The organism is Flavobacterium sp. EDS, assembly GCF_020991525.1.
GTDB lineage: Bacteria > Bacteroidota > Bacteroidia > Flavobacteriales > Flavobacteriaceae > Flavobacterium.
This window is the reverse complement of record NZ_JAJMOZ010000012.1, coordinates 41,259-66,606: the sequence shown is the minus strand read 5'-3', so window position 1 is coordinate 66,606 and position 25,348 is coordinate 41,259. Positions and strand designations below refer to the sequence as shown.

Genomic DNA, 25,348 nt, shown 5'->3' with positions numbered 1-25,348 from the left:
TAAACTTTCAGGATTTTTTATTTTTAGTTGTAGATACGCAATACATTTCCAGCGGCATCGACACGATATTGTTTCATAGGATATTCTAAATCACCTAATCCTGTAAATAGATTGTACTTGCTTTTATCGCAAGAGCAAATTGCCATAATGCCATCAATAGTCATAGGTTTGCAACTTGCTAAGGCTTGATTAGGACATGCAGCATCAAAAGCATTATACGTTCCTTCACCTGTTCTCATTATAATTATACCTTTTGCACCATAGTTAGGAATGTAAACAGGACTACTAGTGAATTTTAAGTTACTGTACAAAGGTAAATTTGTATCTATAGTAAGATTTACAGAATAATTCGGAATATTTGGGTTCTTACTTCTCTCACGACTATTGCTGCAAGATACAAGTAAGACAATAAATAGGGGTAAAAACCAGATTTTTTTCATTATTGTAAAAAGAATTAGTGAAACAAAAATAATTTAATTAGATTTGAAATCTATATGATTAACATATAATTATGTACTATTAAAAATAATAGTATATTTGTAATAAGAAATCCCGTCCCGATGGGATTTTTTCTATTTATATAAACGATGAAGTTATGAGTAAAGTATCTTATTATACAGCAGAAGGATTAAAAAAGTTAAAAGATGAATTGGAGCACTTAAAAAGTGTAATGCGTCCAAAAGCATCTCAAGATATAGCCGAAGCAAGAGATAAAGGTGATTTATCTGAAAACGCCGAATATGATGCGGCAAAAGAAGCCCAAGGCTTACTTGAAATGAGAATTTCTAAGCTAGAAGAGGTGTATTCAAACGCTAGATTAATCGATGAGTCGCAATTAGACGTTTCTAAAGCATTGGTGCTTTCTAATGTGAAAATCAAAAACCAAAGCAACGGTATGGAAATGACCTATACTCTTGTTGCAGAAAGTGAAGCAGATTTAAAAACAGGAAAAATATCAGTTACTTCTCCAATAGGAAAAGGGTTACTAGGAAAATCTGTAGGCGAAGTTGCTGAAATCACTGTTCCGAATGGTGTTTTGAAATTTGAAATATTAGAAATCACAAGAGATTAAATTTTTTTTAAAGTTTAACCGTTAATTTATTTAATCGGTTAAACGGAAAAACGATTAAACAATTAAACAATTAAACAATGTCAACAATATTTACCAAAATAGTAAACGGAGAAATTCCAAGTTATAAAATTACTGAAGATGCTAATTTTTTGGCATTTTTAGATGTAAATCCAAATGCTAAAGGACATACACTTTGTATTCCGAAGCAGGAAATCAATAAGATTTTTGATATGGATGATGAATTATATCTTGGGTTAATGCAGTTTTCTAAGAAAGTTGCTATTGCTTTAGAGAAAACAGTTCCATGTAAAAGAGTTGGAATGGCAGTAGTAGGACTTGAAGTTCCTCATGCACATGTGCATTTAATTCCGCTTAACGAAATGGATGAAATGCGTTTCCACAATAAAGTATCACTTACTAAAGAAGAGTTTGAAGATTTGGCCAAAAGTATTCAGGCAAATTTGTAACCTAAGATTAGTAAGTTTTTAATAAAATAAAACCACAAATTCAATAAAAGAGTTTGTGGTTTTTTCTTTTTATGAAGGAGCGTTTACTTTGTAATTCAGTTGAATGATTGTTCCTTTGCCTACTTCAGATTGTAGAACTTTTATTTTTCCGCTATGATATTCTTCGACAATTCTTTTTGTTAATGAAAGTCCTAATCCCCAACCTCTTTTTTTAGTTGTAAAACCAGGTTCAAATATAGTTTTAAATTGGTTTTTAGGAATTCCGATTCCAGTATCTGAAACATTTATTTTTACTATATTTCCGTCTTGTTCAATTTTCAATGTCAAATTACCTTTTCCTTTCATAGCATCAATAGCATTTTTCACCAAGTTTTCGATAGTCCAACTATGAAGAATTGGATTAATCATAACCATAATTGGAGTTTTTGGCATCTGAGATGAGAAATTAACTTGTTTTGAAAAACGAGATTGCAGATAATCGTATGTGTTTAATGTTTCCTCTACGATATCCTTGTTTTCAAGTACAGGAGTAGAACCAATCTTCGAGAAACGATCCGTAATAGTTTGTAATCGTTCAATATCTTTCTCAATCTCAGAAGTAATCGATTCATCAATATTTTCAGTCTTCAATAATTCGACCCAACCAATCAATGAAGATAGGGGAGTTCCTATTTGATGTGCCGTTTCTTTTGCCATTCCTGCCCAGAGTTTATTTTGGGTAGCCATTTTTGTACTTTTGTAAAAATTGTATACCAAACCTGCAAATAAGAAAATAATCAATAACAAAGCAACTGGATAATACTTGAGTTTATTCAATAATTCCGAATTGCCATAATAAAGTTCCTGATGTTTTCCTGGAGCATATTCGATTACAATTGCTTCGTTTTCCCGTTTCAATTTGTTTAAAATCGATATTGCTCCCTTTTTATCTTTTATGATAGATTCATCAATATTTATGGCACTTATAATACTATCTTTTTCGGTTAAAATAATAGGAATTGAAGTGTTGTTACTAAATATCTGAAGGGGTAATTCAACATCGCTATTCTCATCAGCGTTAATCAAAGTTTTTTGAGCATTTGCCCAAAGATTCATTTTTAGCCGTTCTTCATTTTTAAAAATCTGAAAAAAGGTATAAGTGTTCCAAAGGATTAAGGAAATAATCAAAAAGGAAGCGCAAATAATGATCCAGCGGGTTGTATTTCTTCTTTCTGAAAAAAACATAAATTAAATTTTGAGGTATAAATATAACGAAATAAACACACTATATATTTTGTATGCAGACAAAGATTTTTATTTTTAAAATGAATAGACTTCTTTTGAAACTTAAACGATTTATGTACTTTTGTTGTCTTCTAAAACGATTAGAAAAATAAAAGTATGATTAGTATTGATCCAAAGGAAATTCCGACAGCAAAATTACAAGGCTATTTACAAAGTGCGGTTGGACCGAGGCCTATTGCTTTTGCAAGTACTATAGATAAAGACGGAAAACCGAATTTATCACCATTTAGTTTTTTTAATGTTTTTAGTGCCAATCCACCAATTTTAGTTTTTTCACCCTCTCGAAGAGTACGTGATAATTCTATAAAACATACTTTAATAAATGCTGAAGCAACACGTGAGGTCGTTATTAATGTAGTTAATTATGATATTGTGCAACAAACATCGTTAGCAAGTACAGAATATGGCGATGGAGTTAATGAATTTATAAAATCGGGATTAACACAGATTCCGTCAGACATAGTAAAGCCGTATAGAGTTAAAGAGTCTCCTGTACAGTTTGAATGTAAAGTAACTCAAATTATTCCGTTAGGAACAGAAGGAGGAGCAGGAAATCTAATTCTTTGTGAAGTAGTTAAAATTCATATTCACGAGGAGATATTAGATGAAAATGGAGCAATAGATCAACATAAAATTGACTTGGTTTCTCGCTTAGGAAGTAATTGGTATTCAAGATCAAATCAAGGACTTTTTGAAGTCGAAAAACCGCTTACAACCCTGGGAATAGGAGTAGATGCTGTACCTGATTTTGTAAAAGCAAGTTCTGTTTTTGATGGGAATGACTTAGGTAAATTAGGGAATATTGAAGCCTTGCCTACAACAGAAGAAGTTAGTATATTTGTGAAAGAAAACTTTTCTGTGAAAGGTGTGTTGAGTTCAGATGATGAGGTTAAAGTGCACCAAGAAGCTAAAAAGTATCTAAATGAAAACGATGTAATATCTGCTTGGAAAGTACTTTTAGCTAAAAAAATAAAAAAATAAATAACAATTAAATAAAAACGGAGATGGAAGTTACAGGAAAAGTAAAAGTTGTTAATCCAGAACAACAAGTTAGTGCATCATTCAAGAAAAGAGAACTTGTAGTTACTACAGAAGAGCAATATCCTCAACACATCATGATCGAATTTACTCAAGATAAATGCGATTTGTTGAGTAATTATAAAACAGGAGATCCAGTAAAAGTTTCAATTAACTTAAGAGGAAGAGAATGGGTTAATCCACAAGGAGAAACTAGATATTTTAATAGTATTCAAGGATGGAGAATCGAAAGATTAGATGCTGCTCCAGCTCAAACACCTCCAATGCCTGCTGCAGAAGCTTTTGCTCCAGCAACAAACTTAAACGAAGACGAACCAGATGATTTACCATTTTAATCAATAGGTTTTGATTTTATAATAAGCAAACCCGGCAATTTTTAAAATTTGTCGGGTTTTATATTTTATTTAGAGATGTATCATTTATCTGAAGTTTTATTTTTTCCACCAGTTTCAGAAGCCAATTATGATGGGGTTTTGGCAATTGGAGGAGATTTATCTACTGAGCGATTGCAATTGGCTTATTGTAGCGGAATTTTTCCTTGGTTTAATGAAGGTGAGCCTATAGTTTGGTGGTCACCTGACCCTAGAATGGTTTTGTTTTTGGATGAATTAATCGTATCCAAAAGTATGCGTAATATTCTTAACAGAAATAGTTTTAAGGTCACGTTCAATCAAAATTTTAGAGATGTAATTTCGAATTGCCAGAAGATTAAACGTGATGGTCAAAATGGAACATGGATTTCTAATAACATGATCGAAGCCTATTGTAAACTTCATGAAATGGGCTTTGCAAAATCGGTTGAGGTATGGGAAAATGATGAATTGGTAGGTGGCTTATACGGAGTAGATTTAGGACATGTTTTTTGTGGAGAAAGTATGTTCTCGAAAGTATCAAATGCATCCAAAGTTGCTTTTATTGCCTTAGTGACTCAATTAAAAAAGGAGAATTATAAACTTTTGGATTGTCAGGTTTATAATCCACATTTAGAAAGTTTAGGTTGTCGTGAAATTGAGCGTGAAGTCTTTATGGAAATTTTAAAATAATGGAAGGATTTAGCATTGAAAATCAGATTATATTTTTAAAATAGTATTTAATTGACTTTAGTCAAAAGCAATGAAGCATTATTAAAATCATACAAAGCGTTGACTAAATCTCGATATTCAGTATATTTTTCTTTCTCTAAATAAGTAAAATTATAAAATTCTTCGACTGTTATTTTTACAGTATTTCCTTCGACTTTTGCGCTAGATTTAAACAAACCGATAACTTCCTTGTTATCGTTTGTAATCTCTTTGTTAAAAGTCAAATTAGCAACATTTTTGACGCTAAAACCTGCTGGGATATTTAAATTGATATAGTTTATATTTTTCTTTGGATAAGATAATACGATTGGGTTTGTTCTATTGATTTCCTGATATAAACTGGCTTGCTTTCCTAAAACTTTTCCAATTGTAATTAAGTTATTTTTTCCTGCATTTTCTATCCATGATTCTTTTACTTTTACATCACTGTTGATAGTAAAAGGTTTTTCAGGAGTATAATTATTTTTATATTCTTTATTCTCAAAATTATATTTCTGGACTTCGACATCAATATCACTAAAAATATTGTTTTTAACAAAATCATTGATTTTATCTTGAGGAATATATTTGACAATATATCTAAAATAAGAAGCAAGATAGCCAGTAAATGTACTTTTTTTATTCACTAAAACCGTTTCCATATCATCGTCAATCGTAATACTACTAGTTATTTCTGTAATATTATCATCCATTAAAACATTTTCGATTTTCTTGAACTCATATGTAACCTGCTTACGAGGTTCTTGATTAAAATAAACAGCATCATTGTTGACAGAAAGAGCACTTGGCTGTCCATAAGGCATCCAGAATTGAAAAGGCGCGAGATATTTTTTTGTTTCGGGAATGTAGATTAAAATTTCCGATAGAGCTTCAGGAATAACATTTTCTTTATCAAATTTGTCGTCAAATTTATCTGTCGAAGCTGCAAATTGATATTTAATTTTAAGATAATCTAAAACATCTTTATAAAAATATAAAACCATATTTGATGTCATCTTTTTGGTTTCGATCACTTTCTTATAATTATACTGTTTGTCAATTTCAATATTCTCTTTTAAAAATGTATCTATGATTTTTATTTTTTCATCAGTTGTAATTGCTGAGTCATTTAATTTTAAATCTTCTACGAAACCTTTAATCATTGATTTAGCATTTACACCATCTGCAAAACTATAAAGAGAATTATAATAGCTGATATAATTATATGCTTTGGATGTGTTAATGAAATAATAAACTTTTGCAAGATTAGCCATATTTGTAGCATTTCTTTCAAACTTATAAGCAGGTAAATTAGATGCTGTGTAAATTGTAGTTTTATCTATACTTTGATTTTTCATTCCATTATAGGCCGCTGTGTATGTATATGCCTGCCCAATTTTATTGATTTGAAATTTAGCGTCAAGAACAGGAATGTCTCTTTGAAAATATTCTGAACCACTAAAATCTGGATAATCTTTTATTACATAATAGTATTCAATAATGTCACCTTTTTCAACACCTTCAAAAGCAAATTGCTTTTCGCTGGTTCCTTGCTTTTCTACAATTCTCTCTTTCGGAAGTTCTTCAATTTTTCCATTAGGTTTAATAACACGGACTCTTAAATCTCTGTAATCTCTTACATAACGATTGTTTATTGCTACTTTATTATATTCACTAATTCCTGTTTCAGATAAAATTTTTATAGCTTGATGTTTTACAATAAAAGCTTTGTAGGCATAGCCTCCCACTTTGTTTTCATAAAGTCTATAGTCTTTTAAAACAACTGCTGGATACGTAGCAAATTCAGCAGGAATTTCTTGAAATTTAGGGACCTCATCCCATTTGTAGTTTTTTACCTCTTCTTCTTGAGCGAATGAAATTTGTGCAAGTAATATGGTGATGAAGAAAATTAGTTTTTTCATTTTTTTATGAGAATAATATTTTGATTGTATTGTTTCGTAATGTTTTTGATAGCAATGTTCCATGTTTCAAAATTGTTTTTCTCAATTAGTAATGTATCCATTGTCATTTCTTGATTTATTATAATCGTATTATTAACTTTTTTGTAGGTTATACTTGCTGTAAAAAAGGCATTAGTGAAATTAAAATTTTCAGGTAAAAAATCTATAGTATATCCTTGTGGGATAACAAATTCATACTCGAAATTATATGATTTTTTGAAGTCATTTTCAAGAGGAGTTTTTCTTTTCTCAACATTAATTCTTGCATCTGAATAAGGGAAGAATAAGATTGGTTTAAAAAGTAGTTGATTGTCTGTTTTTTTAATCCATTTGTCTAATTCAAATTGATATCGGATTTCAAGTGGGATTTGAGATAAATCATCATTTTTAATATCAACATTTGATGTTTGAATATTCTGGATAAAACGTGCAAAATAACCTTTTAACATTTCATTTTTATCAGTTGAAGCTTTATATGTACTAATAAATTGCGTTTTCAAAAAACCATTTAAATTAAAATTTGCTTGACCAATTAATGAATTCGAATTAAATTCTATCTTTAGCTTGCCGTTCGTTTTATTTTGATCAGAAGGGATAACTGGAACGGTGGTAATTTTGTATTTTAAATCGTCTATTTTTGTTAAGGCTTCTTTTCCTTGTATGAATGGAGTTACATTTGGAAATAAAGAGTATTGGCCAGTTGCATCCAAGAACAAGTCTTGGTTGTTAATTCGGGCAACTGTAATCATATGATTGTCTACAATTGGGCTTGGAACATTTTTATAGGTATAATTATTATGGCGAGTTCCAATCCATGCTATATTAGACTCTATACCGGCGTAACGAAGCATTTCATTTAGTAAGTTGGCCATATCCTTACAATCGCCATACTTTTTTTGCAATACAGAAGCTGCTTCTCGCGGAATGTATCCTCCCATTCCGTCTTCAAAAGCAACATAGTTTATTTTACTTTGAACATAATCAAAAATTACTTTAGCTTTGTCAAAATCTTTTGTTAGACCAGTAATCAGTTCTGCTGTTTTTTCTTTTACCTGAGTTTGGTCTTGTTTGTTGATGTCTTTAATTGTTTGTGCGTAGAAACGATAAAGATTATCTATAGTTCCAACAACATTCTGAGTGCCTGAATTATTTTTGTAGTTTTTAATATAAAAAATCAAATGTGGGCTGTAATATGAAAAATTGGGAGAACTACTTTCTTTTTCTTCTTTTTCGATGTTTACCATTTGCCATGAGTAAATTGTAAAATCACCATTAATTTCTTTTGTAAATTCTATGTTTTCATTACTAGTATTACCCTGAATGATGTAGCCAATTTCTATGTCTTTTGAAACTTTTAGAATAACTCTTGATGATTTGCAATCGAGGTAATCTTTGAAATAATAGCTTTCTAAAAACTGAGGTTTTTGATATTCTTTTTTGTATAAAGAATAGGTTTGTGAGCCCTCTTCAATATTTGGAAAAGTGTAATATCTGAATTTCATGTCATGAACAAATATGTTGCCTATTTCACGATCTTCAGTTCCAATATACGAAACTTTATGCTTTTTATTGTTTGGAGAAATACTATAAGCTTCAATGTCAAAAACTTTTTCAAAAGAGTCTGCATAGTTTATTCTGTTTCCTAAAATAGATTTGTCATCTTTATCACCAACCCATCTTTTTTCAGCTGAAGAAAGAATAATTGAAGGAAGATTATTTTTTACAGTAATATTATAGGAAGATTGTTTTTCTGCTATATATGATTTTTGCTTTGTACTTTGGGCTGTACCTGAAAAAAAAACTAAAAAAAAGAAAGGAAAGAAAGATTGTAATTTTTTAATCATTTAGGAATACAATTTGTGGCTTTTAAATAAATTTAACGACAATATTAGTAAATTAAATTAATTTAAAGAGTAATAACCAATAAGTTTTCTTAATTGATTTTTCCTGCTTAAAAATTCAGTTTAGTAAAGTCCCAGTTTAGTGTATTATAAAGGATTAATTCGTTATTTAAAGTTGGTAAATTTAGAATTAATTTTAATGTTTCGTGTGCCATCATAGTTCCAATTATTCCAGGCAATGTTCCTAGAACTCCATTTAAATTACAATTTGGAACGTCTTTAGGATTGGGCATTTCAGGAAATAAATCACGTAAATTTTTACTTCCATTATGGTTAAAAACGGCCACTTGCCCTTCAAATTTTAAAATACTCCCATAAACCAATGTTTTGTTTAAGCTCACACAAGTATCATTAACTAAATAACGGGTTCCAAAATTATCAGATCCATCTACTACAATATCAAAATCGTGTATAATATTAAATGCATTTTCAAGAGTTAGTTTTTCTTCAAAAGGGACAACAGTAATTAATGGATTTAGCTTTTTGACTACAGCTTTAGCAGTTGGAGTTTTGGCTTGACCAATGGTATCTTCAGTATATAAAATTTGGCGATGTAAATTATGAATCTCTATTAAATCAAAATCTACAATACCTATTGTTCCGACTCCTGCGGTTGCTAAATATTGTAAAATAGGACAGCCCAAGCCACCAGCACCAATGACTAGTACTTTAGCTTGTTTTATTTTGTCTTGTCCAATATCACCAATTTCAGGTAACATCATTTGGCGATTATAGCGTAAAAAATCTTGTATAATGCTCATTTTAATTTAGGTCTTAGAGTTAGAAAGTTATGATGTCAAAAGTTAAAAGTCAAACTATAAAGTAAAGTTGAGGGCTTTAAGACTTTTGGTTATATGTTCTATCCCAATCTTTCCAAACGGGTTCATAGCCTGATTTTTTTATGATTTGGGATATTTCTTCAGCAGAACGTTCATCGCTAATTTCAAATTGTTCTAACGATTGTGGATCAACGGCATATCCGCCAGGATTTGTTTTTGAACCAGCACTCATACTTGTTGTTCCAATCGGAATGATATTATTTCTAAATTTTTCATTTTCACGTGTTGATATCGAAATTTCTAAATCTTCATTCCATAATCGGTAAGCACAGATAAGTTGCGTTAAATCTTTGTCATCCATAATAAAGTTAGGCTCGATAATTCCTTCTGCAGGACGTAATCGAGGGAAAGAAACGGAATACTTTGTCTGCCAATATTTTTTTTGGAGATAATCAATGTGCAGTGCATTAAAAAAACTATCTGTGCGCCAATCTTCTAATCCCAAAAGAACGCCTAATCCAATTTTATGGATACCAGCTGTTCCAATTCTATCAGGGGTTTCTAATCTAAAGTCAAAATTTGATTTTTTGCCTTTGGTGTGGTATTTTTTATATACTTCCTGATGATACGTTTCCTGATATACTAAAACAGAATATACGCCAGCTTTATGAAGTTTTTCATATTCTTCAGTAGAAAGTGGCTGAACTTCAACAGAAATAATCGAAAAGTGTTCTCTTATTTGGGTAATTGCATTCAGAAAATAATTAATATTGACTGTATAATTTGCTTCTCCAGTAACCAATAGAACATGATCAAATCCAATGCTTTTTAAAGCTTCAACTTCCAGTTTAATCTCTGAGTCTGAAAGAGTTTTTCGTTTGATTTTATTGTCCAAGCTAAAACCGCAATAGGTACAAATGTTTTGACATTCGTTACTTAAATAAAGGGGAGCATACATCTGAATCGTTTTACCAAAACGTTTCTTGGTTAATGTATGGCATTCTTGAGCCATTTGCTCTAAATAGGGAAGTGCAGCTGGTGAAATTAAAGCAAGGAAATCATCAAGATTTCGTTTGTTTTTAGTCAAAGCACGTTCTACTTCCTGAGGAGAAGTTTGATATATTTTGGATTGGATGGTGTTCCAGTCGTATTGATTAAAAACAGATTTGAATGTATTCATTAGGTTGATTGGTTTCACGCAAATTAAATTTTGTTTACTACTCGATGTATATTGTCTAGAATATTTACACAATTAAAATTGACTAATAACCCCAGTCTTTTATTGGTTAACTTTAAATAAGTATTTAATTGTTTAAAATGAATGGATTTCAATTCTTCCACAGATTTTAATTCAATAATTACTTTGTCTTCAACTAATAAATCTAATCGAAAAGTGATATCTAATTCTACATTATCATATTTAACGGGTAAATTAATTTGTTTAACGATTTTTAATCCATCTTTATTTAATTGATAATATAAAGCACTTTCATAAATTGATTCTAATAATCCAGGACCTAAGGCGTTGTATACTTTAAATATAGCACCTCTTACTTTATATGAAATTTCATTTTCTGACATAATATTGGATTTTATTCTTAAATCAAATTTAATGAAAAATCTTACATTTTAAACAAGCTTTTTCTCGCAGATTTTGCAGATTGAGGAGATTATTTTTGGGCATGTTTCTATTGAAATAAATCTGCTCAATCTGCAAAATCTGCGAGAGATTAAAAATTAATCATATAAAAAAGAAGTCAATGGACTCGAAGCTACTGCTTGATGATATTGCCTTCCTAGTTTAGCCTGATAAGCTTTTCGGCCTGCGATTACAGCTTCTTTAAAGGCTTCAGCCATTAATTCTGGATTTCCTGCTACAGCAATTGCGGTATTAACTAGAACTGCATCGGCACCAAGTTCCATTGCTTTTGCCGCATCTGATGGCGCTCCGATTCCTGCATCGATAATTACAGGAACATTGCTTTGTTCTATTATTATCTCTAAAAAATCTATTGTTTTCAGCCCTTTATTACTACCAATAGGAGAGCCCAAGGGCATAACTGCAGCTGTTCCTACATCTTCAAGACGTTTGCATAAAACAGGGTCAGCGTGAATGTAGGGTAGAATAATGAAGCCTAGTTTTGCTAATTCTTCGGTAGCTTTTAGAGTTTCGATAGCATCGGGCATTAAGTATTTAGGATCAGGATGAATTTCGAGTTTTAGCCAGTTGGTTTCAAGTGCTTCACGTGCTAATTGCGCGGCAAATATTGCTTCTTTTGCATTTCTAGCACCCGATGTATTTGGTAATAAATTAATTCTCGGATGTTTTAAATGTGATAAAATAGCATCGGTTTCAGTTTCTAAATCGATGCGTTTTAAAGCAACCGTAACTAATTCACTTCCCGAAGCCAAGATCGCTTTTTCCATTTCCAGATTGGATCCAAATTTTCCAGTTCCTAAAAATAAACGGGATTCGAGGAGTTTATTGCCTATTTTAAATGATGACGTTTGCATATAATTTTTCGTTAAGTTGTGTAATAAGTTCTCCTTTCTCAGAGCTTTTAGTAATTACTCCAGAAACAGCAACGCCATAGATTCCAGTTTCTATTAATTTGTCAATATCATCTATGATAATTCCGCCAATGGCATAAATTGGAATTTCGAGATGATTAGCTTTTAATTTTTGAAGAATTTCATAATAGCCTTCAAAGCCTAAAATTGGACTTAGTTTTTCTTTGGTTTTTGTAAATCGAAGAGGGCCAAGGCCAACATAATCACAGCCGTTTTGGATATGATTTAAAATATCTTCGAATGTATTGGCTGTTCCTCCTATGATTTTAGTATTCCCTAATACGGCTCGAGCTTCTTCTATTTTTGTGTCAGAAAGTCCTAAATGAACTCCATCGGCTGCAATTTGTTGAGCTAGATAGACATTGTCATTTACAATGAAATTGGCGAGATACTCTTCGCATAAAAATTTTACTGCTTCTGCTAAAGCAAAAGAGTTTTTGACGCTTTGATTTTTAAAACGCATTTGAATCCAATCACAGCCATTATCAAGAGCTTCATGAATATTGTATAATTGTTCTTCGATTGTGTTTCCTTGAGATATATATTGTAGTTTATTATACATGATGGTAACCGATTAAAGTTGAAGTTGAATTCAGATATTTTTCAATATAAATTTTAGCATTGGCACAAGCAAATCTCATTTCCTGACCTAAAGCTAAATTGGCAGTTATTGCTGCAGAGAGTACGCATCCTGAGCCATGTTTCGGATAACATTTGGTGTTATTTGGTGAAAGCTCAAAAATTTCATTTTGACTATATAGATAATCAGTTCCAATTGCCTTGGTATTATGTCCGCCTTTTAATAAAATAGCGGTTGGGATTTTTTTATCTAATAGATTGTCTTTAAAATCGAAATCAGGAAATAGGTTTTTTATTTCATTATAATTAGGTGTAATCAAATCGATTTCAGCAAATATCTCGATTAAATCGGATTTGTTTTCGATTGTGATAAAATCAAATTCGGTAGTAGATTTTAAAACCGTATCCCAGATTATTTGCGTTGCAGGCGAAAGCTTTTTTATACAGAAAATAATTTCTTTTAAATAACTGAGAGAAGGAACAATTCCGATTTTTACGGTTTTTATATCATAATTTCCGAATAGTATTTTTATGGAACGTAACACAAAATCAAGCGATGTCCATTCTATTTCAAAGAATTCTTTTTCTGTCTGAATTGTATTTCCTGTATTTATGGCAAGTCCAGCCACATGATGTAGCTCAAAAGTTTTGCAATCTGCCAAAACTCCAGCGCCACCAGAAGGATCAAAACCAGCTATTGTAAGTACGAAAGGGCGATTCTCTGGCATGATTTAAAATTTTTAATTGGATTTTCAGTATTCCAAATAGTTCCTAATAAAGCAACATTGTCAAAACCATTTGTCAGCGGGGTTTCTATATTTTCAGCATTAATTCCGCCTAAAGCAATTAGTTTAGTTTTAGTATTGGTTCTGTCTTTTATGGATTCAAATAAATCAGTTTTAGGAAAATAGTCCGCCTTTGAAATACTTGGGTAAACTGGACTCAAAAAAGCATATTCAAATTCGGGAGCTAATGAATTAAAACCTGTAATTGAATGTGTTGAAGTCGATAAATGGATCTCTCTGTTTTTATATTTTTCTAGAGTGATTCTTCTTCTTGTCTCTTCTGTAAAGTGAATTCTGTTAATCTTAAATATTTCTATTAATTCATGATGACTGTGCAATACTAATCGAGGGCGGAATTCAGGATTTATCTGTGCTATAAATGAAATCATTTCCTTAAGTGAATATTCAGGTTTTCGAATATGAAATAAATGTAATCCTTCCTCAAAAAGAGAATGGATTACATTTATTTCGTTTGCTATTGCAGTTGGATTTGATAGAACTATCATAATCTTTCTCTTTTACTCTATTTTTTGTTTTTTCTATATTTCTGAAATTAAATATAAATCTCTTTTCCTTGTTCGATAAACTCTTCTGATTTCTCCTGCATTCCTTTTTCGGCGGCGGCCACATCACGAATTTCCTGAGATATTTTCATAGAGCAGAATTTTGGACCGCACATAGAGCAGAAATGAGCAATTTTTGCACCTTCGGCAGGAAGTGTTTCATCGTGAAATTCTCGTGCTGTATCAGGATCTAATGATAAATTAAACTGATCTTCCCATCGGAATTCGAAACGTGCTTTACTTAATGCGTTGTCACGATATTGTGCTCCTGGATGTCCTTTGGCTAAATCGGCAGCATGAGCTGAGATTTTATAAGTGATGACTCCATCTTTCACATCTTTTTTGTTTGGTAAGCCTAAATGTTCTTTTGGGGTAACATAACACAACATTGCACAACCGTACCAACCAATCATTGCAGCTCCTATAGCCGAGGTAATATGATCATAACCAGGTGCGATATCTGTGGTTAATGGTCCAAGAGTGTAAAATGGAGCTTCATTACAATGTTCTAATTGTTTGTCCATGTTTTCTTTAATCATATGCATTGGCACGTGACCAGGACCTTCAATAAATACCTGAACATCATGTTTCCAAGCAATTTTGGCTAATTCTCCAAGAGTTTCTAATTCGGCAAATTGTGCAGCATCATTCGCATCGGCAATAGAGCCTGGGCGAAGGCCATCTCCTAAAGAAAAAGCTACGTCATATTGTTTCATGATTTCGCAGATTTCCTCAAAATGAGTATATAAGAAGTTTTCCTTATGATGAAATAAACACCACTTTGCCATTATAGATCCACCACGAGAAACAATTCCTGTAACACGTTCGGCAGTAAGATGTATGTAACGTAATAAAACACCTGCATGAATGGTGAAATAAGAAACTCCTTGTTCTGCTTGCTCAATAAGAGTATCGCGGAAAACTTCCCAAGTTAAATCTTCTGCAATTCCTTTTACTTTCTCTAAAGCTTGATAAATAGGAACTGTCCCAATTGGTACTGGCGAGTTACGAATAATCCATTCTCTGGTTTCATGAATGTTTTTTCCTGTAGATAAGTCCATGATAGTATCGGCTCCCCAGCGACAAGCCCAAACGGCTTTTTCAACTTCTTCTTCGATGGTAGAAGTCACAGCGCTATTACCAATATTGGCATTTATTTTCACCAAGAAATTACGGCCTACGATCATAGGCTCGCTTTCGGGATGGTTAATGTTATTTGGAATAATAGCACGACCAATGGCTACTTCACTTCGTACAAACTCAGGGGTTATTTTGCTTTTTGGAGTATTTGCTCCAAAACTATGACCAGCATGCTGGCATTGCATAGCTTTAGTCTGTTCATTTAATAACTCAATACGTTGGTTTTCGCGAATGGCGATATATTCCATTTCGGGAGTAATGATTCCTTGTTTGGCATAATAAAGTTGCGTAACGTTCGCCCCTTTTTTGGCACGTTTTGGCTGATGTAAATATTCGAAACGCAAGTGATTTAAACTCTCATCGTTTAATCGCATTTGTCCATAATCGGAACTAATTTCGTCTAGAATTTCTACGTCATTTCGATCTAGAATCCATTCTTCTCTTAAACGAGGCAATCCTTTTCGAATGTCGATTTGGATATTTGGATCGGTGTATGGCCCTGATGTGTCATAAATTGTTACAGATGGATTTTTTTCGATACCGCCATTAGAAAGTCTGGTATCGCTAAGTGCTACCTCACGCATGGCTACTTTTATAGGATGTATTTCTCCGTTTACATATACTTTATTGGAGTTGGGAAAAGGAGTTCTGGAAATTTGTTCTTCTGTAGTCATAGTATTTTGTTTCAAGTTTCAGGTTTCAAGTTTGGCCTTGATTGTGGTTTTTTTGCGTTTGTTTTTTCCGTAGAGGCACACAGCAGTGCGTCTACACATGATATATCAATTGGAATTTGGAATTTTAAAAAAAATGGAATTTGACTTTTATCCACCTTGAGTGGCAGAAATAATTAAAATTTCGTCAGTTTCTTGTACGTGAAATTCGTTCCAGTTGAGTTTTGGAACGACAGTATTGTTTACGGCAACGGCAATTCCGTTTTGTTTGTTCGGAATTTCGAGATCGAGCAATGCCTGAACGCTAAGAGTTTCAGTATTGAATTGTTTGGTTTGTTGATTGATTTTTAGTTCCATTCCTTCAGAATTTAGTATATAGTTATACTTTAGGAATGGCTACTATTACGCATAAAAATGCGCGCAGAAGTCATCTTACTTTTCCCTACGCTAGTATGAACTAGATCAGGTTCAGAGGGTAAAATCTCAGCCTACTTTATTGTAGACACCCCTAAAGTGTGAAGCAAATGTATGAAAAAAATGTTTTGGAACTATAAAAGTTTCAAGTCTCGAGTTTCAGGTTTATCAAAGAAGACTGAAAACGGCAACTGAAGACTCTTTTATTTTGTTCGCGTCCAGCAATCTTCGACATGGTCATTGATCATTCCAGTAGCTTGCATATGTGCATAAATAACGGTTGAGCCTACAAATTTAAATCCTCTTTTTTTTAAATCTTTGCTAATCGCATCAGAAAGTGGAGTAGTGGCTGGAACATCTTTTAGGGTTTTCGGATTGTTGTCGATGGGTTTTCCATTAGTAAATTTCCAGATATAGTCAGAGAAACTTCCAAATTCCTCTTGTATTTTTATAAACGCTTGCGCATTGCTAACCGCCGAATGTATTTTTAATTTGTTTCGGATTATTCCTGTGTCTTGTAATAACGATTCAATTTTATCTTCAGAATATTGTGCCATTTTTTTGTAATCGAAATTATCAAAAGCAATTCTAAAATTCTCTCTTTTGTTTAATATTGTTATCCAACTTAATCCAGCCTGAAAGGTTTCTAGAATTAAAAATTCAAATAATGATGCATCGTCGTAAACAGGAACACCCCATTCTTCATCGTGATATTTTTTATATAAATCACTTGCTGAGCACCAGCCACATCTTATTGGTTCCATTTTTTATTTCAAATGTATAAAAAAACCTCAAATTTTGTGAATTTGAGGTTTAGTATGATTGTATTTCGGGTGAAATTATTTTCTTTTTAATACTACAACGTATATTTCTACTACTTTTCCTTGAGGGTCGGTATGTATGTATTTTAATTTAAGTGTAGATTTATTTAGTTCTAAAATTTCTGCTATAACAGCTTCGTCATCATCATAAGCTGTGTATTTTGTTGTTAGTGAATTACCTTCTTTTGACCAAGTTCCACTTTCACTAAAAGTAGCACATTCCGAGTCATTAAACTCTGAATAGGTTTCTGTGTAAGTACCATTATTAAGGAATGTTATAGTGTTTTTATCGCAACCACCTTCATTGCTAATTGGCGTTAAAGTCTCTACACCATCAACGATTAATCCTTCATGTGTAGCTTCCCAAGTTGATTCAATAGAATTGTTGTCATCATCATTACTGCATGATGAAATAGATAGACTTAGAGTTACCATTAATAAAATTAAAATGTAATTTTTTTTCATTTTATCTTTTTTTTATTGTTAAAATTAATGTGTAAAACTAGTATTTAAATAGGTAAGTTAAAATAAATAAACAGGTTTTTATGGGTTAATTTATTAAATAAAAGCTAGTTTATTGATTATGTGTGTGTTGTTTATTTTCCAATTTTCCAATGGTACCCTTTAACTGAAGGAATATAGGCCGAGGTTCCAATAATTATTAAGTCGTTATAGATTTTTTTGTTGTGTTTTATCCCAATAGCTTTTCCAGAGGTATGCATTTTATTGGCTTCAAATTTGATTTTTATTCGGGCATCGGCAAATTTGGCATCCGAAATCTTTTCGATAAACCAAGTAGAATTCCATTTGATATCGATTTCATCTTCGGCAGTTTTTGTTATGCTTTTGATTAATTTAACACCGTCTTTTGGGATATTATGATTCTCAATAAGTTCTTTTTGTGTTAGCGTTTCTCCTGTTTTGCAAGTTGATAATAATTTTTTGAAATAAGTAAAACCTTTAAGTTTTTCGGTTTCGATACTTTCTATTCCGATGCTATCTTTTGATGAGATTGTTTCTTCTGTGATCGTTTTATTATTTTTTATATTTCCTGATGCAACTATTGTTTTAGTAATTGAATCTTTAACAGAAGTTATAGTTTCTATTGCACTGTTAGAAATATTTTTTATTTTTTCAGTAACATTTGATGTTGATTGTAATAATTGTTTTCTATCATTTTTATTACAGCTAGACAAGAAGCATATAATTAAAATAAATAAAATGGTATTGTAATTTTTCATGCGGTTTAATTCTCTTTTTTTTCTTTTGGATGATCTTCTTCCAGGTATTTTTTAATTAAATGATGTCCAAGATAAATTAATGGAGTTAATAAAACTGCAACAGTAAGTTTAAATGTGTAACCAGTAAGTCCTGATGAAATAAAAGTGTCAAAATCTATTTTTCCGGGTAACCAAAACGCAATTCCTAATACAATAAAAGAATCGAATAATTGAGATATTACAGTTGATCCAGTAGTTCTAAGCCAAATTTTCTTTTCACCTGTTCTTTTTTTGAAAAACCAGAATATCCAAACGTCTATTAGTTGTGATGCCATAAACGCAATAAGACTCCCTACAATAATCCACATGCTTTGTCCGAATACAGCTTGAAATTGTTCGTCATTTACAGGACTTATTCCTTTTGCGGCCGGAATTACTATTGCCATAAATAATATAATAAAGGCATAAGCAATTAAACAGGCTGTTATGAGTGACAGTTTTTTAACCCCTTTTTCTCCAAAATACTCATTGATTAAGTCGGTAGTTAAAAAAACGACTGGCCAAGGCAAAATTCCGATACTCATTACAAATGGACCAATTTGAATTAGTTTCCCTCCAATTAACTCAGCCACAACGGCATTGGTGATAAAAATTCCTGCAAGAATTACAAAGACAACCTCTTTTTTGGTCTTAAACATAAATAAAGTTTTACGTTTCAAATTTAAGATATTATTTGGAGTATTCATTTTTATGAAAAATATAGTTGATATCTGTTTTATGAGTGCTTTTTCTCTGTTTGTTAAAATCGACTGATAGTTGTATTTGATTGTTATATTTGCTTTTAATGTTTTAAATAATGCACATGAAAAAAATTGTAACAATTCTAATTATGGCTACTTCTTTAACTTCTATTCAGGCGCAAACAAATTCGACTAATCCATTATTACAAAAATGGACTGGCCTTTATGGTGGCGTACCTGCTTTTGGAGAATATAAAATTGCCGATTTTAAGTCTGCTTTTGATGTTGCTATTAAGCAGAAAAAAGAGGAGATTGATGCTATAGCAAATAACCCAAAGCCTGTAACTTTTGATAATACTATTGCTCAACTGGAGCGATCTGGGAAAACGTTGTCAAGAGTTATGACGGTTTATGGGATTTATTCTTCGAATATTAGTACTCCAGAATTTACATTGGTAAAAAAGGATATTGAGCCTTTATTAGCGATGCAATCTACTGATTTTTATCAAAATAGAAAGTTGTTTGGTAGAATTGAAAAACTTTATAATTCTTCTGATAAAAAGAAATTAACTAGTGAACAACAAAGACTTATTTGGGTTTATCATACAGAATTTAATAAGCAAGGAGCTAATTTAAGTGATGCTGATAAGGCAAAAGTTGGAGCAATCAACAAACAATTATCAACTCTGTTTTCACGATTCAGTCAAAACTTACTGGCTGAGGAAAATGATCAATATGTTGCATTATCAACTGAAACCGATTTTGATGGTTTGCCAGATGAAATAAAGAAAGCAGCTATGGCTCAAGCCAAAGAAAGAAAGCTTTCTGCAATGGGATGTATTGCAAATACACGCTCTTTTGTGGAGCCTTTTTTGACTTTTTCTACCAATAGAGAATTGAGAGAGAAGGTGTGGAGAATGTTTATAAACAGGGGAGATAATGGTAATGAATATGATAATAAATCGACTTTAGTCGAAATATTACAGCTCCGTGCTACAAAAGCAAAACTTTTGGGGTATCCTACTTTTGCACATTGGAATTTAACTAATCGAATGGCTAAAACTCCTGAAAGAGCGATGGCTTTGATGGAGGCTGTTTGGGAGCCAGCTGTAAATCAGGTTCACAAAGATGTTGCAGACATGCAAAAGATTGTTGTAGCGGAAGGTGGTAAGTTTGAAATAGAGCCTTGGGATTATCGCTATTATGCTGAAAAGGTTAGAAAAGCGAAATACGATTTAGATCAAAATGAGGTTAAAGAATATCTTCAACTTGAAAAATTGCGTGAAGGAATGTTCTGGGTTGCAGGTGAATTATTTGATTTAAAATTTAAACAAATAACAGATGTTCCAGTTTATCATCCAGATGTAAGAGTTTGGGAGGTATCCAATTTAAAAACTGGTAAAGTAGTAGGTTTATGGTATTTTGACCCTTATGCGCGTAAAGGAAAACGTTCTGGTGCATGGATGAATGCGTATAGACAACAACAAAAATTAGATGGTGATGTTCTTACGATTGTTTCTAATAATAGTAATTTTATTAAGGGGAATGATAATGAGCCAGTTTTGATTTCATGGACAGACGCAACGACTTTATTTCATGAGTTCGGACATGCATTACATGGTTTATGTTCGAATGTTACTTATCCAACTCTTTCAGGAACAGCTGTAGCTAGAGATTACGTAGAGTTTCCATCTCAAATCTTAGAGCGCTGGTTAGAAACTCCAGAAGTGTTGAATAAATTTGCTTTAAATTATAAAACAGGCAAGCCTATTCCAAAAGACTTGGTAGATCGTATTGCAAAAGCGGCGACATTTAATGAAGGATTTTCTACCGTAGAAACAATTTCAAGTTCACTTATAGATATGAAATTGCACTTAGCAGGAGCTGTAGCTATTGATCCTACTGTCTTCGAAAAAGAAACATTGGCAAAATTAAAAATGCCTAAAGAAATCGTGATGCGTCATCGTATTCCGCAATTCGGACATATTTTCTCAAGTGATGGGTATGCAAGTGGATATTATAGTTATTTATGGGCAGATGTTATTAGTGCAGATGCATATGAAGCATTTACTGAGGCAAAAGGACCATACGATAAAGAGGTAGCAAAGAGGTTACATGATAAGATCTTTAGTGTTGGTAATACAACTGATCAAGAGGAAGCTTATAAATCTTTCAGAGGACATAATCCTGAGATTAATGCTTTAATGAAAGCAAGAGGTTTTGATGTTTCTGTCACAAAATAAAAATAATGATGGATTTTGAGACTCCATCATTTTAATTCATATCAATATTGTGATATGATTTAAACTAAAAAAGGTTGGAAGAAATTCCAACCTTTTTTATATGTAATTTAGAATATAGATTATCCTAAAGAAACTCTTTTGAAACCTGTAATTTCAACGTTGAATTCTTTAACATAATCACCAACTTTTTTACTATCATCTTTGATGAAATTTTGATCTAATAAAGCTTTTTCTTGATCTAAAGTAGTATTGTCAGAGATGAAACGTTGAATTTTTCCTGGAATAATTTTGTCCCAAATTTGTTCTGGTTTACCTTCAGCTTTTAATTCAGCTTTAGCATCTTCTTCAGCTTGCTTTAAAACTTCTTCAGTTAATTGAGAGAAAGAAATATATTTAGGAACATTTTTTAAAGTTTTCCCTAAACGTTTAGCTTCTTCATTATCTTTTTCGATTACAGCAATACGAGCAGCAAGTTCAGATTCAACGAAAGCAGGATCAAAATCTTTGTAAGATAATGTATCAGCTCCCATAGAAGCAACTTGCATAGAAACATCTTTAGTTAAAACTTCAGCGTTAGGAATTGCAGCAGAAATTGCAGTTAATGCAGCAATTTTGTTAACGTGAACATAAGATCCAACGAAAGCACCTTCTAAAATTTCAAAACCACCGATTTCGATTTTTTCACCAATAACTCCAGTTTGCTCGATTAATTTTTCAGCAACAGTCATTCCGTTGAAATCTGAAGCTAAGAATTCTTCTTTAGAAGAGAAATTGATTGCTTTTTCTACTAATTCTTTAGCTAAAGTTACGAAAGCCTCATTTTTACCTACGAAATCAGTTTCGCAGTTTAAAGTGATGATAACACCTTTAGTTTTGTCAGCATTAATAAAAGAAACAGCAGCTCCTTCAGAAGACTCACGGTCAGAACGGTTAGCAGCAACTTTTTGTCCTTTTTCTCTAAGGTTTTGTATAGCTTTATCGAAATCTCCTTCAGCTTCAACTAAAGCTTTTTTACAGTCCATCATTCCGGCACCTGTAACTTGTCTTAATTTATTTACGTCTGCAGCAGTAATTGTTGCCATATTGTATATTTTTTTATGAGTTAAAAGTAAAAATTCCAATCTTTAAATCTCAAATTCCAATTTTATCAAATTATCAACATAATGTTTCTAACTTTTTTATGGGATTTGGAATTTAAAAATTGGAATTTAAAAGTTTATTTATTCTTTTGTTTCAGCAGGAGCTTCAACAGCTTCAGCAGCTGGAGTTGCTTCTTCTGTAGCAGGCAATAAGTCAGCCTCTTTGTCAGAACCTCTGTCAGAAAGACCTTCAACGATTGCAGCTGTAACTAAAGATAAAATTTTATCAATTGATTTAGAAGCATCATCATTTGATGGGATTACATACTCTACTTCTCTTGGATCAGAGTTAGTATCCACCATTGCAAAAACTGGAATGTTTAATTTTTGTGCTTCTTTTATTGCGATATGTTCAGCTTTAATATCTACTACGAACAATGCTGCAGGTAGTCTAGACATGTCTGCGATTGAACCTAAGTTTTTCTCTAATTTAGCACGAAGACGATCTACTTGTAAACGCTCTTTCTTAGAAAGTGTCATGAAAGTACCGTCTTTCTTCATTTTATCAATAGTAGCCATTTTTTTAACAGCTTTACGGATAGTCACGAAGTTAGTTAGCATTCCACCAGGCCATCTTTCAGTGATATAAGGCATGTTTGCAGCTTTTGCTTTATCAGCAACGATGTCTTTAGCTTGTTTTTTGGTAGCAACGAATAATATTTTTCTACCTGATGCAGCAATTTTTTTCAAAGCTTCATTAGCCTCTTCAATTTTTGCTGCAGTTTTATATAGATTGATAATGTGAATACCATTACGCTCCATATAAATGTAAGGAGCCATGTTTGGGTCCCATTTTCTAGTCATGTGTCCAAAGTGAACACCTGCTTCTAGTAATTCTTTTACGTCTATTTTGTTTGCCATTTTTGTACTAGTTTACGTTCTGTTGATTAGCAATGCATAAATGGCGGTTTCCCAGGCTTTATACATTTAGATGCTAAACTATTTCCTACCTCGATAGGAGAGCAACAACAACTGTGTTTTTTAAATTCAATAATAATTGATATGTCTTGCTCGTAATGAACAAGACAGGTAATATTAACGTTTAGAGAATTGGAATCTCTTACGAGCTTTCTTCTGACCGAATTTCTTACGTTCAACCATTCTTGGATCTCTTGTTAATAAACCTTCTGGTTTTAAGATAGCTCTGTTTTCAGCATTTACTTCACACATAACACGTGCTAATGCCATTCTTACAGCTTCTGCTTGACCAGTTGAACCACCTCCGTAAACGTTTACTTTCACATCAAAGTTGTTTACATTTTCTGTCATAGACATTGGTTGTAAAACTTTGTATTGCAAAGTTGCAGTTGGGAAATAGGTTGCGAATTCTTTTTTGTTTACAGTGATTTTTCCTGTTCCTTCTGAAACATAAACACGTGCAACAGCGGTTTTTCTTCTACCGATTTTGTGAATAACTCCCATTACTTAAGATCGTTTAGGTTAACAGTTCTAGGTTTTTGAGCTCCTTGTTTGTGCTCAGATCCTACAACAACATTTAAATTTCTGAAAAGTTCAGCTCCTAATTTGTTCTTAGGTAACATTCCTTTTACTGCTTTTTCTACTAATAATGCAGGGTTTTTTGATTGCAATACTTTAGCAGTTAAAGTTCTTTGTCCTCCTGGGTAACCTGTATGACGCATGTAAATTTTGTCATCCATTTTTGTACCTGTAAGGTTAATTTTTTCTGAGTTGATAACAATTACGTTATCTCCACAGTCAACGTGCGGTGTGTAACTAGGCTTGTACTTACCTCTTAAGATCATTGCAACCTTTGAAGCAAGACGTCCTAAGTTATGACCTTCAGCGTCAACAACAATCCACTCTTTAGTTACAGTGGCTTTGCTAGTTGAAACCGTTTTGTAGCTTAATGCGTCCATAATATTATTTTAATTAAACATTCCATCCCCAATAAAGGGGTTGCAAAAGTACAATTAATTATTTTAAATACAAATACCTTAAAAGATTATTTTAACTGCTGAAAATCAGGAGGTATCTTTTTATTTAAAAGAATAAAAAAACCAGCTTTACAATTAAGTAAGCTGGTTTTGATATTTTAGAGTAAATTTTGTTAGACAATAAACAAATTTGCTATGTCTACAACCTGTTGCGTAGTAAGGGGTTCATCATAGGCTTCTGAGCCTGCAGCGGCTCCAAATAAGGTAGCAGTATTATATCCTGCTTGTACAGTTAACTCTTCTCCATTGTATACAGCTTGAGTTTCAACAGGCATCCCTGCGCCTCTCTCATTGCCACTTATCCATCCTTTAAGTCCACGTAATCGTCGTACTTCTGATGCATGACGTGCTTCTACGGAATGTATTTGCAGTGCAGCGGTTAATAAATCAGGTGTAGAAATTAAATTTCCTGCCTGACCTTTATAAGCTCTTACTCCTGTATCTTCAAAGGCTTGTGCCAATGCCAGAAATGTTGGATAGTCATTAAATGGGTCAAATGCTCCGCCAACTGTAAAATCAAAAGTAGGCTTGGGAACAAAATTGGCACTTGCTGGTCCACCTAGTCCTGCAATCAAAAATTTAACGTGGTCTGATTCGTGTGCGGCAATTTGTTGAAAAACTTTTAAATCACGCCCACCATTTTCAGATGCTGGAATAACTCCAAAATCTAATGCCATGGCATAAAATTCGTCTTCTAAATATTCTAATGTTAATGCAAATTGTAGTGCACCTATAGGAGTTGCTGGAGTTGCAGTTATATCTTTGGCTAAAGCTTTATTAGCTAATGAAGATAATCCAAACGGAATTGAGGCGATTGCCAAGGTTTTTCCGATATTTCCAAATTGTGTAAAGCTATCTCTTCTTGAACCTGTACTTCTCATTACTCTTTCGTCAGCAAAGGTTTCTATAAATTTTAATATATTCATAATTTCTAAGATTTAAAT

The 25,348-nt window shown here is 32.4% G+C and carries 28 protein-coding genes and 1 riboswitch; of the genes, 6 read left to right on the top strand and 22 right to left on the bottom strand.

Annotation, left to right across the window (positions count from 1 at the left end; all coding sequences use genetic code 11):
- Positions 1-23 precede the first annotated feature (23 nt).
- A complete protein-coding gene (locus tag LPB87_RS16205) occupies positions 24-440 on the bottom strand; it encodes a hypothetical protein (protein ID WP_129540773.1) in 417 nt (138 codons plus the stop codon).
- Positions 441-595: 155 nt separating this feature from the next.
- Between LPB87_RS16205 and greA the strand changes: the two genes are divergently transcribed.
- Complete coding sequence (gene greA, locus LPB87_RS16200; protein ID WP_129540774.1) at positions 596-1,072, top strand: transcription elongation factor GreA; 477 nt, start codon at positions 596-598, stop codon at positions 1,070-1,072.
- A 77-nt stretch (positions 1,073-1,149) separates the two neighbouring features.
- Complete coding sequence (locus LPB87_RS16195; RefSeq protein WP_129540775.1) at positions 1,150-1,539, top strand: HIT family protein; 390 nt, start codon at positions 1,150-1,152, stop codon at positions 1,537-1,539.
- 69 nt (positions 1,540-1,608) lie between these two features.
- Here the strand turns inward: LPB87_RS16195 and LPB87_RS16190 are convergent, their stop codons facing one another.
- Positions 1,609-2,763 carry a HAMP domain-containing sensor histidine kinase gene (locus LPB87_RS16190; RefSeq protein WP_230728558.1) on the bottom strand — a complete coding sequence of 385 codons (1,155 nt, stop codon included), beginning with the start codon at positions 2,761-2,763 and terminating at the stop codon, positions 1,609-1,611.
- Between the two features lie 156 nt (positions 2,764-2,919).
- Between LPB87_RS16190 and LPB87_RS16185 the strand changes: the two genes are divergently transcribed.
- The 3 genes from LPB87_RS16185 (at position 2,920) to aat (ending at position 4,904) form a co-directional block, all read left to right on the top strand.
- On the top strand, positions 2,920-3,804 hold the full coding sequence (locus LPB87_RS16185; protein ID WP_230728557.1) for a flavin reductase family protein: 885 nt from the start codon (positions 2,920-2,922) through the stop codon (positions 3,802-3,804).
- Between the two features lie 23 nt (positions 3,805-3,827).
- Positions 3,828-4,196: a DUF3127 domain-containing protein gene (locus tag LPB87_RS16180; protein ID WP_129540778.1), complete on the top strand. Its 369-nt coding sequence runs from the start codon at positions 3,828-3,830 to the stop codon at positions 4,194-4,196.
- 75 nt (positions 4,197-4,271) lie between these two features.
- Positions 4,272-4,904, top strand: a complete 633-nt coding sequence (gene aat / locus LPB87_RS16175; protein ID WP_230728556.1) for a leucyl/phenylalanyl-tRNA--protein transferase — start codon at positions 4,272-4,274, stop codon at positions 4,902-4,904.
- Between the two features lie 47 nt (positions 4,905-4,951).
- Here aat and LPB87_RS16170 read toward each other — a convergent pair whose 3' ends face one another.
- The 15 genes from LPB87_RS16170 to LPB87_RS16100 form a co-directional block, all read right to left on the bottom strand.
- Positions 4,952-6,844, bottom strand: coding sequence for a DUF3857 domain-containing protein (locus LPB87_RS16170; protein ID WP_230728555.1), 1,893 nt, complete (start codon positions 6,842-6,844; stop codon positions 4,952-4,954).
- Entirely contained in the window at positions 6,841-8,727 is a 1,887-nt protein-coding gene (locus tag LPB87_RS16165; protein WP_230728554.1) for a transglutaminase domain-containing protein, read from the bottom strand. Before LPB87_RS16165 ends, LPB87_RS16170 begins: the two co-directional genes overlap by 4 nt.
- A gap of 107 nt (positions 8,728-8,834) precedes the next feature.
- On the bottom strand, positions 8,835-9,545 hold the full coding sequence (locus LPB87_RS16160; protein WP_129540782.1) for a HesA/MoeB/ThiF family protein: 711 nt from the start codon (positions 9,543-9,545) through the stop codon (positions 8,835-8,837).
- Between the two features lie 76 nt (positions 9,546-9,621).
- Positions 9,622-10,743, bottom strand: a complete 1,122-nt coding sequence (gene thiH / locus LPB87_RS16155; RefSeq protein ID WP_230728553.1) for a 2-iminoacetate synthase ThiH — start codon at positions 10,741-10,743, stop codon at positions 9,622-9,624.
- Positions 10,744-10,766: 23 nt separating this feature from the next.
- On the bottom strand, positions 10,767-11,144 hold the full coding sequence (locus tag LPB87_RS16150) for a GxxExxY protein (RefSeq protein WP_230728552.1): 378 nt from the start codon (positions 11,142-11,144) through the stop codon (positions 10,767-10,769).
- 156 nt (positions 11,145-11,300) lie between these two features.
- The gene (locus LPB87_RS16145) at positions 11,301-12,077 is read right to left on the bottom strand and encodes a thiazole synthase (RefSeq protein WP_230728551.1); all 777 of its coding nucleotides are present in this window, start codon (positions 12,075-12,077) and stop codon (positions 11,301-11,303) included.
- Positions 12,058-12,696, bottom strand: coding sequence for a thiamine phosphate synthase (locus tag LPB87_RS16140; RefSeq protein WP_230728550.1), 639 nt, complete (start codon positions 12,694-12,696; stop codon positions 12,058-12,060). Before LPB87_RS16140 ends, LPB87_RS16145 begins: the two co-directional genes overlap by 20 nt.
- On the bottom strand, positions 12,689-13,441 hold the full coding sequence (locus tag LPB87_RS16135; RefSeq protein ID WP_230728549.1) for a hydroxymethylpyrimidine/phosphomethylpyrimidine kinase: 753 nt from the start codon (positions 13,439-13,441) through the stop codon (positions 12,689-12,691). The genes LPB87_RS16140 and LPB87_RS16135 overlap by 8 nt, the downstream gene beginning before the upstream one ends.
- Positions 13,408-14,004 (bottom strand): thiamine phosphate synthase, encoded by a 597-nt coding sequence (locus LPB87_RS16130; RefSeq protein ID WP_230728548.1) that lies wholly within the window; start codon positions 14,002-14,004, stop codon positions 13,408-13,410. Before LPB87_RS16130 ends, LPB87_RS16135 begins: the two co-directional genes overlap by 34 nt.
- A 47-nt stretch (positions 14,005-14,051) precedes the next feature.
- Complete coding sequence (gene thiC / locus LPB87_RS16125) at positions 14,052-15,875, bottom strand: phosphomethylpyrimidine synthase ThiC (RefSeq protein ID WP_305070209.1); 1,824 nt, start codon at positions 15,873-15,875, stop codon at positions 14,052-14,054.
- 147 nt (positions 15,876-16,022) lie between these two features.
- Positions 16,023-16,229: a sulfur carrier protein ThiS gene (gene thiS, locus LPB87_RS16120; RefSeq protein WP_129540790.1), complete on the bottom strand. Its 207-nt coding sequence runs from the start codon at positions 16,227-16,229 to the stop codon at positions 16,023-16,025.
- 65 nt (positions 16,230-16,294) lie between these two features.
- A riboswitch (TPP riboswitch) is annotated at positions 16,295-16,392 on the bottom strand.
- Between the two features lie 97 nt (positions 16,393-16,489).
- Positions 16,490-17,050 carry a DNA-3-methyladenine glycosylase I gene (locus tag LPB87_RS16115; protein ID WP_129540791.1) on the bottom strand — a complete coding sequence of 187 codons (561 nt, stop codon included), beginning with the start codon at positions 17,048-17,050 and terminating at the stop codon, positions 16,490-16,492.
- 75 nt (positions 17,051-17,125) lie between these two features.
- A complete protein-coding gene (locus LPB87_RS16110) occupies positions 17,126-17,572 on the bottom strand; it encodes a lipocalin family protein (protein ID WP_129540792.1) in 447 nt (148 codons plus the stop codon).
- 131 nt (positions 17,573-17,703) lie between these two features.
- Positions 17,704-18,348, bottom strand: a complete 645-nt coding sequence (locus tag LPB87_RS16105; protein WP_129540793.1) for a hypothetical protein — start codon at positions 18,346-18,348, stop codon at positions 17,704-17,706.
- A 5-nt stretch (positions 18,349-18,353) separates the two neighbouring features.
- Complete coding sequence (locus tag LPB87_RS16100) at positions 18,354-19,025, bottom strand: queuosine precursor transporter (RefSeq protein ID WP_230728546.1); 672 nt, start codon at positions 19,023-19,025, stop codon at positions 18,354-18,356.
- 164 nt (positions 19,026-19,189) lie between these two features.
- On the opposite strand from LPB87_RS16100, the gene LPB87_RS16095 reads away from it, so the two are divergent.
- Positions 19,190-21,310 carry a M3 family metallopeptidase gene (locus LPB87_RS16095; RefSeq protein ID WP_230728545.1) on the top strand — a complete coding sequence of 707 codons (2,121 nt, stop codon included), beginning with the start codon at positions 19,190-19,192 and terminating at the stop codon, positions 21,308-21,310.
- A gap of 119 nt (positions 21,311-21,429) precedes the next feature.
- On the opposite strand, the gene tsf is transcribed toward LPB87_RS16095, so the two are convergent.
- The 5 genes from tsf to LPB87_RS16070 form a co-directional block, all read right to left on the bottom strand.
- The gene (tsf, locus tag LPB87_RS16090; RefSeq protein ID WP_129540795.1) at positions 21,430-22,392 is read right to left on the bottom strand and encodes a translation elongation factor Ts; all 963 of its coding nucleotides are present in this window, start codon (positions 22,390-22,392) and stop codon (positions 21,430-21,432) included.
- A gap of 138 nt (positions 22,393-22,530) precedes the next feature.
- The gene (gene rpsB, locus LPB87_RS16085) at positions 22,531-23,310 is read right to left on the bottom strand and encodes a 30S ribosomal protein S2 (protein ID WP_129540796.1); all 780 of its coding nucleotides are present in this window, start codon (positions 23,308-23,310) and stop codon (positions 22,531-22,533) included.
- A 174-nt stretch (positions 23,311-23,484) separates the two neighbouring features.
- Complete coding sequence (gene rpsI / locus LPB87_RS16080) at positions 23,485-23,871, bottom strand: 30S ribosomal protein S9 (protein WP_007808909.1); 387 nt, start codon at positions 23,869-23,871, stop codon at positions 23,485-23,487.
- Complete coding sequence (gene rplM / locus LPB87_RS16075) at positions 23,871-24,326, bottom strand: 50S ribosomal protein L13 (protein WP_129540797.1); 456 nt, start codon at positions 24,324-24,326, stop codon at positions 23,871-23,873. Before rplM ends, rpsI begins: the two co-directional genes overlap by 1 nt.
- Before the next feature lie 191 nt (positions 24,327-24,517).
- Positions 24,518-25,330 carry a ferritin-like domain-containing protein gene (locus LPB87_RS16070; RefSeq protein ID WP_230728544.1) on the bottom strand — a complete coding sequence of 271 codons (813 nt, stop codon included), beginning with the start codon at positions 25,328-25,330 and terminating at the stop codon, positions 24,518-24,520.
- Between the last annotated feature and the right edge of the window lie 18 nt (positions 25,331-25,348).

Excerpts from the sequence above, each read along its gene's own strand:
- rplM (WP_129540797.1), bottom strand. The coding sequence starts at position 24,326 with ATGGACGCATTAAGCTACAAAACGGTTTCAACTAGCAAAGCCACTGTA.
- LPB87_RS16185 (WP_230728557.1), top strand. The coding sequence starts at position 2,920 with ATGATTAGTATTGATCCAAAGGAAATTCCGACAGCAAAATTACAAGGC.
- LPB87_RS16205 (WP_129540773.1), bottom strand. The coding sequence starts at position 440 with ATGAAAAAAATCTGGTTTTTACCCCTATTTATTGTCTTACTTGTATCT.
- LPB87_RS16070 (WP_230728544.1), bottom strand. The coding sequence starts at position 25,330 with ATGAATATATTAAAATTTATAGAAACCTTTGCTGACGAAAGAGTAATG.
- LPB87_RS16160 (WP_129540782.1), bottom strand. The coding sequence starts at position 9,545 with ATGAGCATTATACAAGATTTTTTACGCTATAATCGCCAAATGATGTTA.
- LPB87_RS16115 (WP_129540791.1), bottom strand. The coding sequence starts at position 17,050 with ATGGAACCAATAAGATGTGGCTGGTGCTCAGCAAGTGATTTATATAAA.
- tsf (WP_129540795.1), bottom strand. The coding sequence starts at position 22,392 with ATGGCAACAATTACTGCTGCAGACGTAAATAAATTAAGACAAGTTACA.
- LPB87_RS16180 (WP_129540778.1), top strand. The coding sequence starts at position 3,828 with ATGGAAGTTACAGGAAAAGTAAAAGTTGTTAATCCAGAACAACAAGTT.
- LPB87_RS16095 (WP_230728545.1), top strand. The coding sequence starts at position 19,190 with ATGAAAAAAATTGTAACAATTCTAATTATGGCTACTTCTTTAACTTCT.
- LPB87_RS16170 (WP_230728555.1), bottom strand. The coding sequence starts at position 6,844 with ATGAAAAAACTAATTTTCTTCATCACCATATTACTTGCACAAATTTCA.
- LPB87_RS16195 (WP_129540775.1), top strand. The coding sequence starts at position 1,150 with ATGTCAACAATATTTACCAAAATAGTAAACGGAGAAATTCCAAGTTAT.
- LPB87_RS16140 (WP_230728550.1), bottom strand. The coding sequence starts at position 12,696 with ATGTATAATAAACTACAATATATATCTCAAGGAAACACAATCGAAGAA.
- rpsB (WP_129540796.1), bottom strand. The coding sequence starts at position 23,310 with ATGGCAAACAAAATAGACGTAAAAGAATTACTAGAAGCAGGTGTTCAC.
- aat (WP_230728556.1), top strand. The coding sequence starts at position 4,272 with ATGTATCATTTATCTGAAGTTTTATTTTTTCCACCAGTTTCAGAAGCC.
- thiS (WP_129540790.1), bottom strand. The coding sequence starts at position 16,229 with ATGGAACTAAAAATCAATCAACAAACCAAACAATTCAATACTGAAACT.
- LPB87_RS16110 (WP_129540792.1), bottom strand. The coding sequence starts at position 17,572 with ATGAAAAAAAATTACATTTTAATTTTATTAATGGTAACTCTAAGTCTA.
- LPB87_RS16190 (WP_230728558.1), bottom strand. The coding sequence starts at position 2,763 with ATGTTTTTTTCAGAAAGAAGAAATACAACCCGCTGGATCATTATTTGC.
- greA (WP_129540774.1), top strand. The coding sequence starts at position 596 with ATGAGTAAAGTATCTTATTATACAGCAGAAGGATTAAAAAAGTTAAAA.
- LPB87_RS16150 (WP_230728552.1), bottom strand. The coding sequence starts at position 11,144 with ATGTCAGAAAATGAAATTTCATATAAAGTAAGAGGTGCTATATTTAAA.
- LPB87_RS16100 (WP_230728546.1), bottom strand. The coding sequence starts at position 19,025 with ATGTTTAAGACCAAAAAAGAGGTTGTCTTTGTAATTCTTGCAGGAATT.
- thiC (WP_305070209.1), bottom strand. The coding sequence starts at position 15,875 with ATGACTACAGAAGAACAAATTTCCAGAACTCCTTTTCCCAACTCCAAT.
- LPB87_RS16145 (WP_230728551.1), bottom strand. The coding sequence starts at position 12,077 with ATGCAAACGTCATCATTTAAAATAGGCAATAAACTCCTCGAATCCCGT.
- rpsI (WP_007808909.1), bottom strand. The coding sequence starts at position 23,871 with ATGGGAGTTATTCACAAAATCGGTAGAAGAAAAACCGCTGTTGCACGT.
- LPB87_RS16130 (WP_230728548.1), bottom strand. The coding sequence starts at position 14,004 with ATGATAGTTCTATCAAATCCAACTGCAATAGCAAACGAAATAAATGTA.
- LPB87_RS16135 (WP_230728549.1), bottom strand. The coding sequence starts at position 13,441 with ATGCCAGAGAATCGCCCTTTCGTACTTACAATAGCTGGTTTTGATCCT.
- thiH (WP_230728553.1), bottom strand. The coding sequence starts at position 10,743 with ATGAATACATTCAAATCTGTTTTTAATCAATACGACTGGAACACCATC.
- LPB87_RS16105 (WP_129540793.1), bottom strand. The coding sequence starts at position 18,348 with ATGAAAAATTACAATACCATTTTATTTATTTTAATTATATGCTTCTTG.
- LPB87_RS16165 (WP_230728554.1), bottom strand. The coding sequence starts at position 8,727 with ATGATTAAAAAATTACAATCTTTCTTTCCTTTCTTTTTTTTAGTTTTT.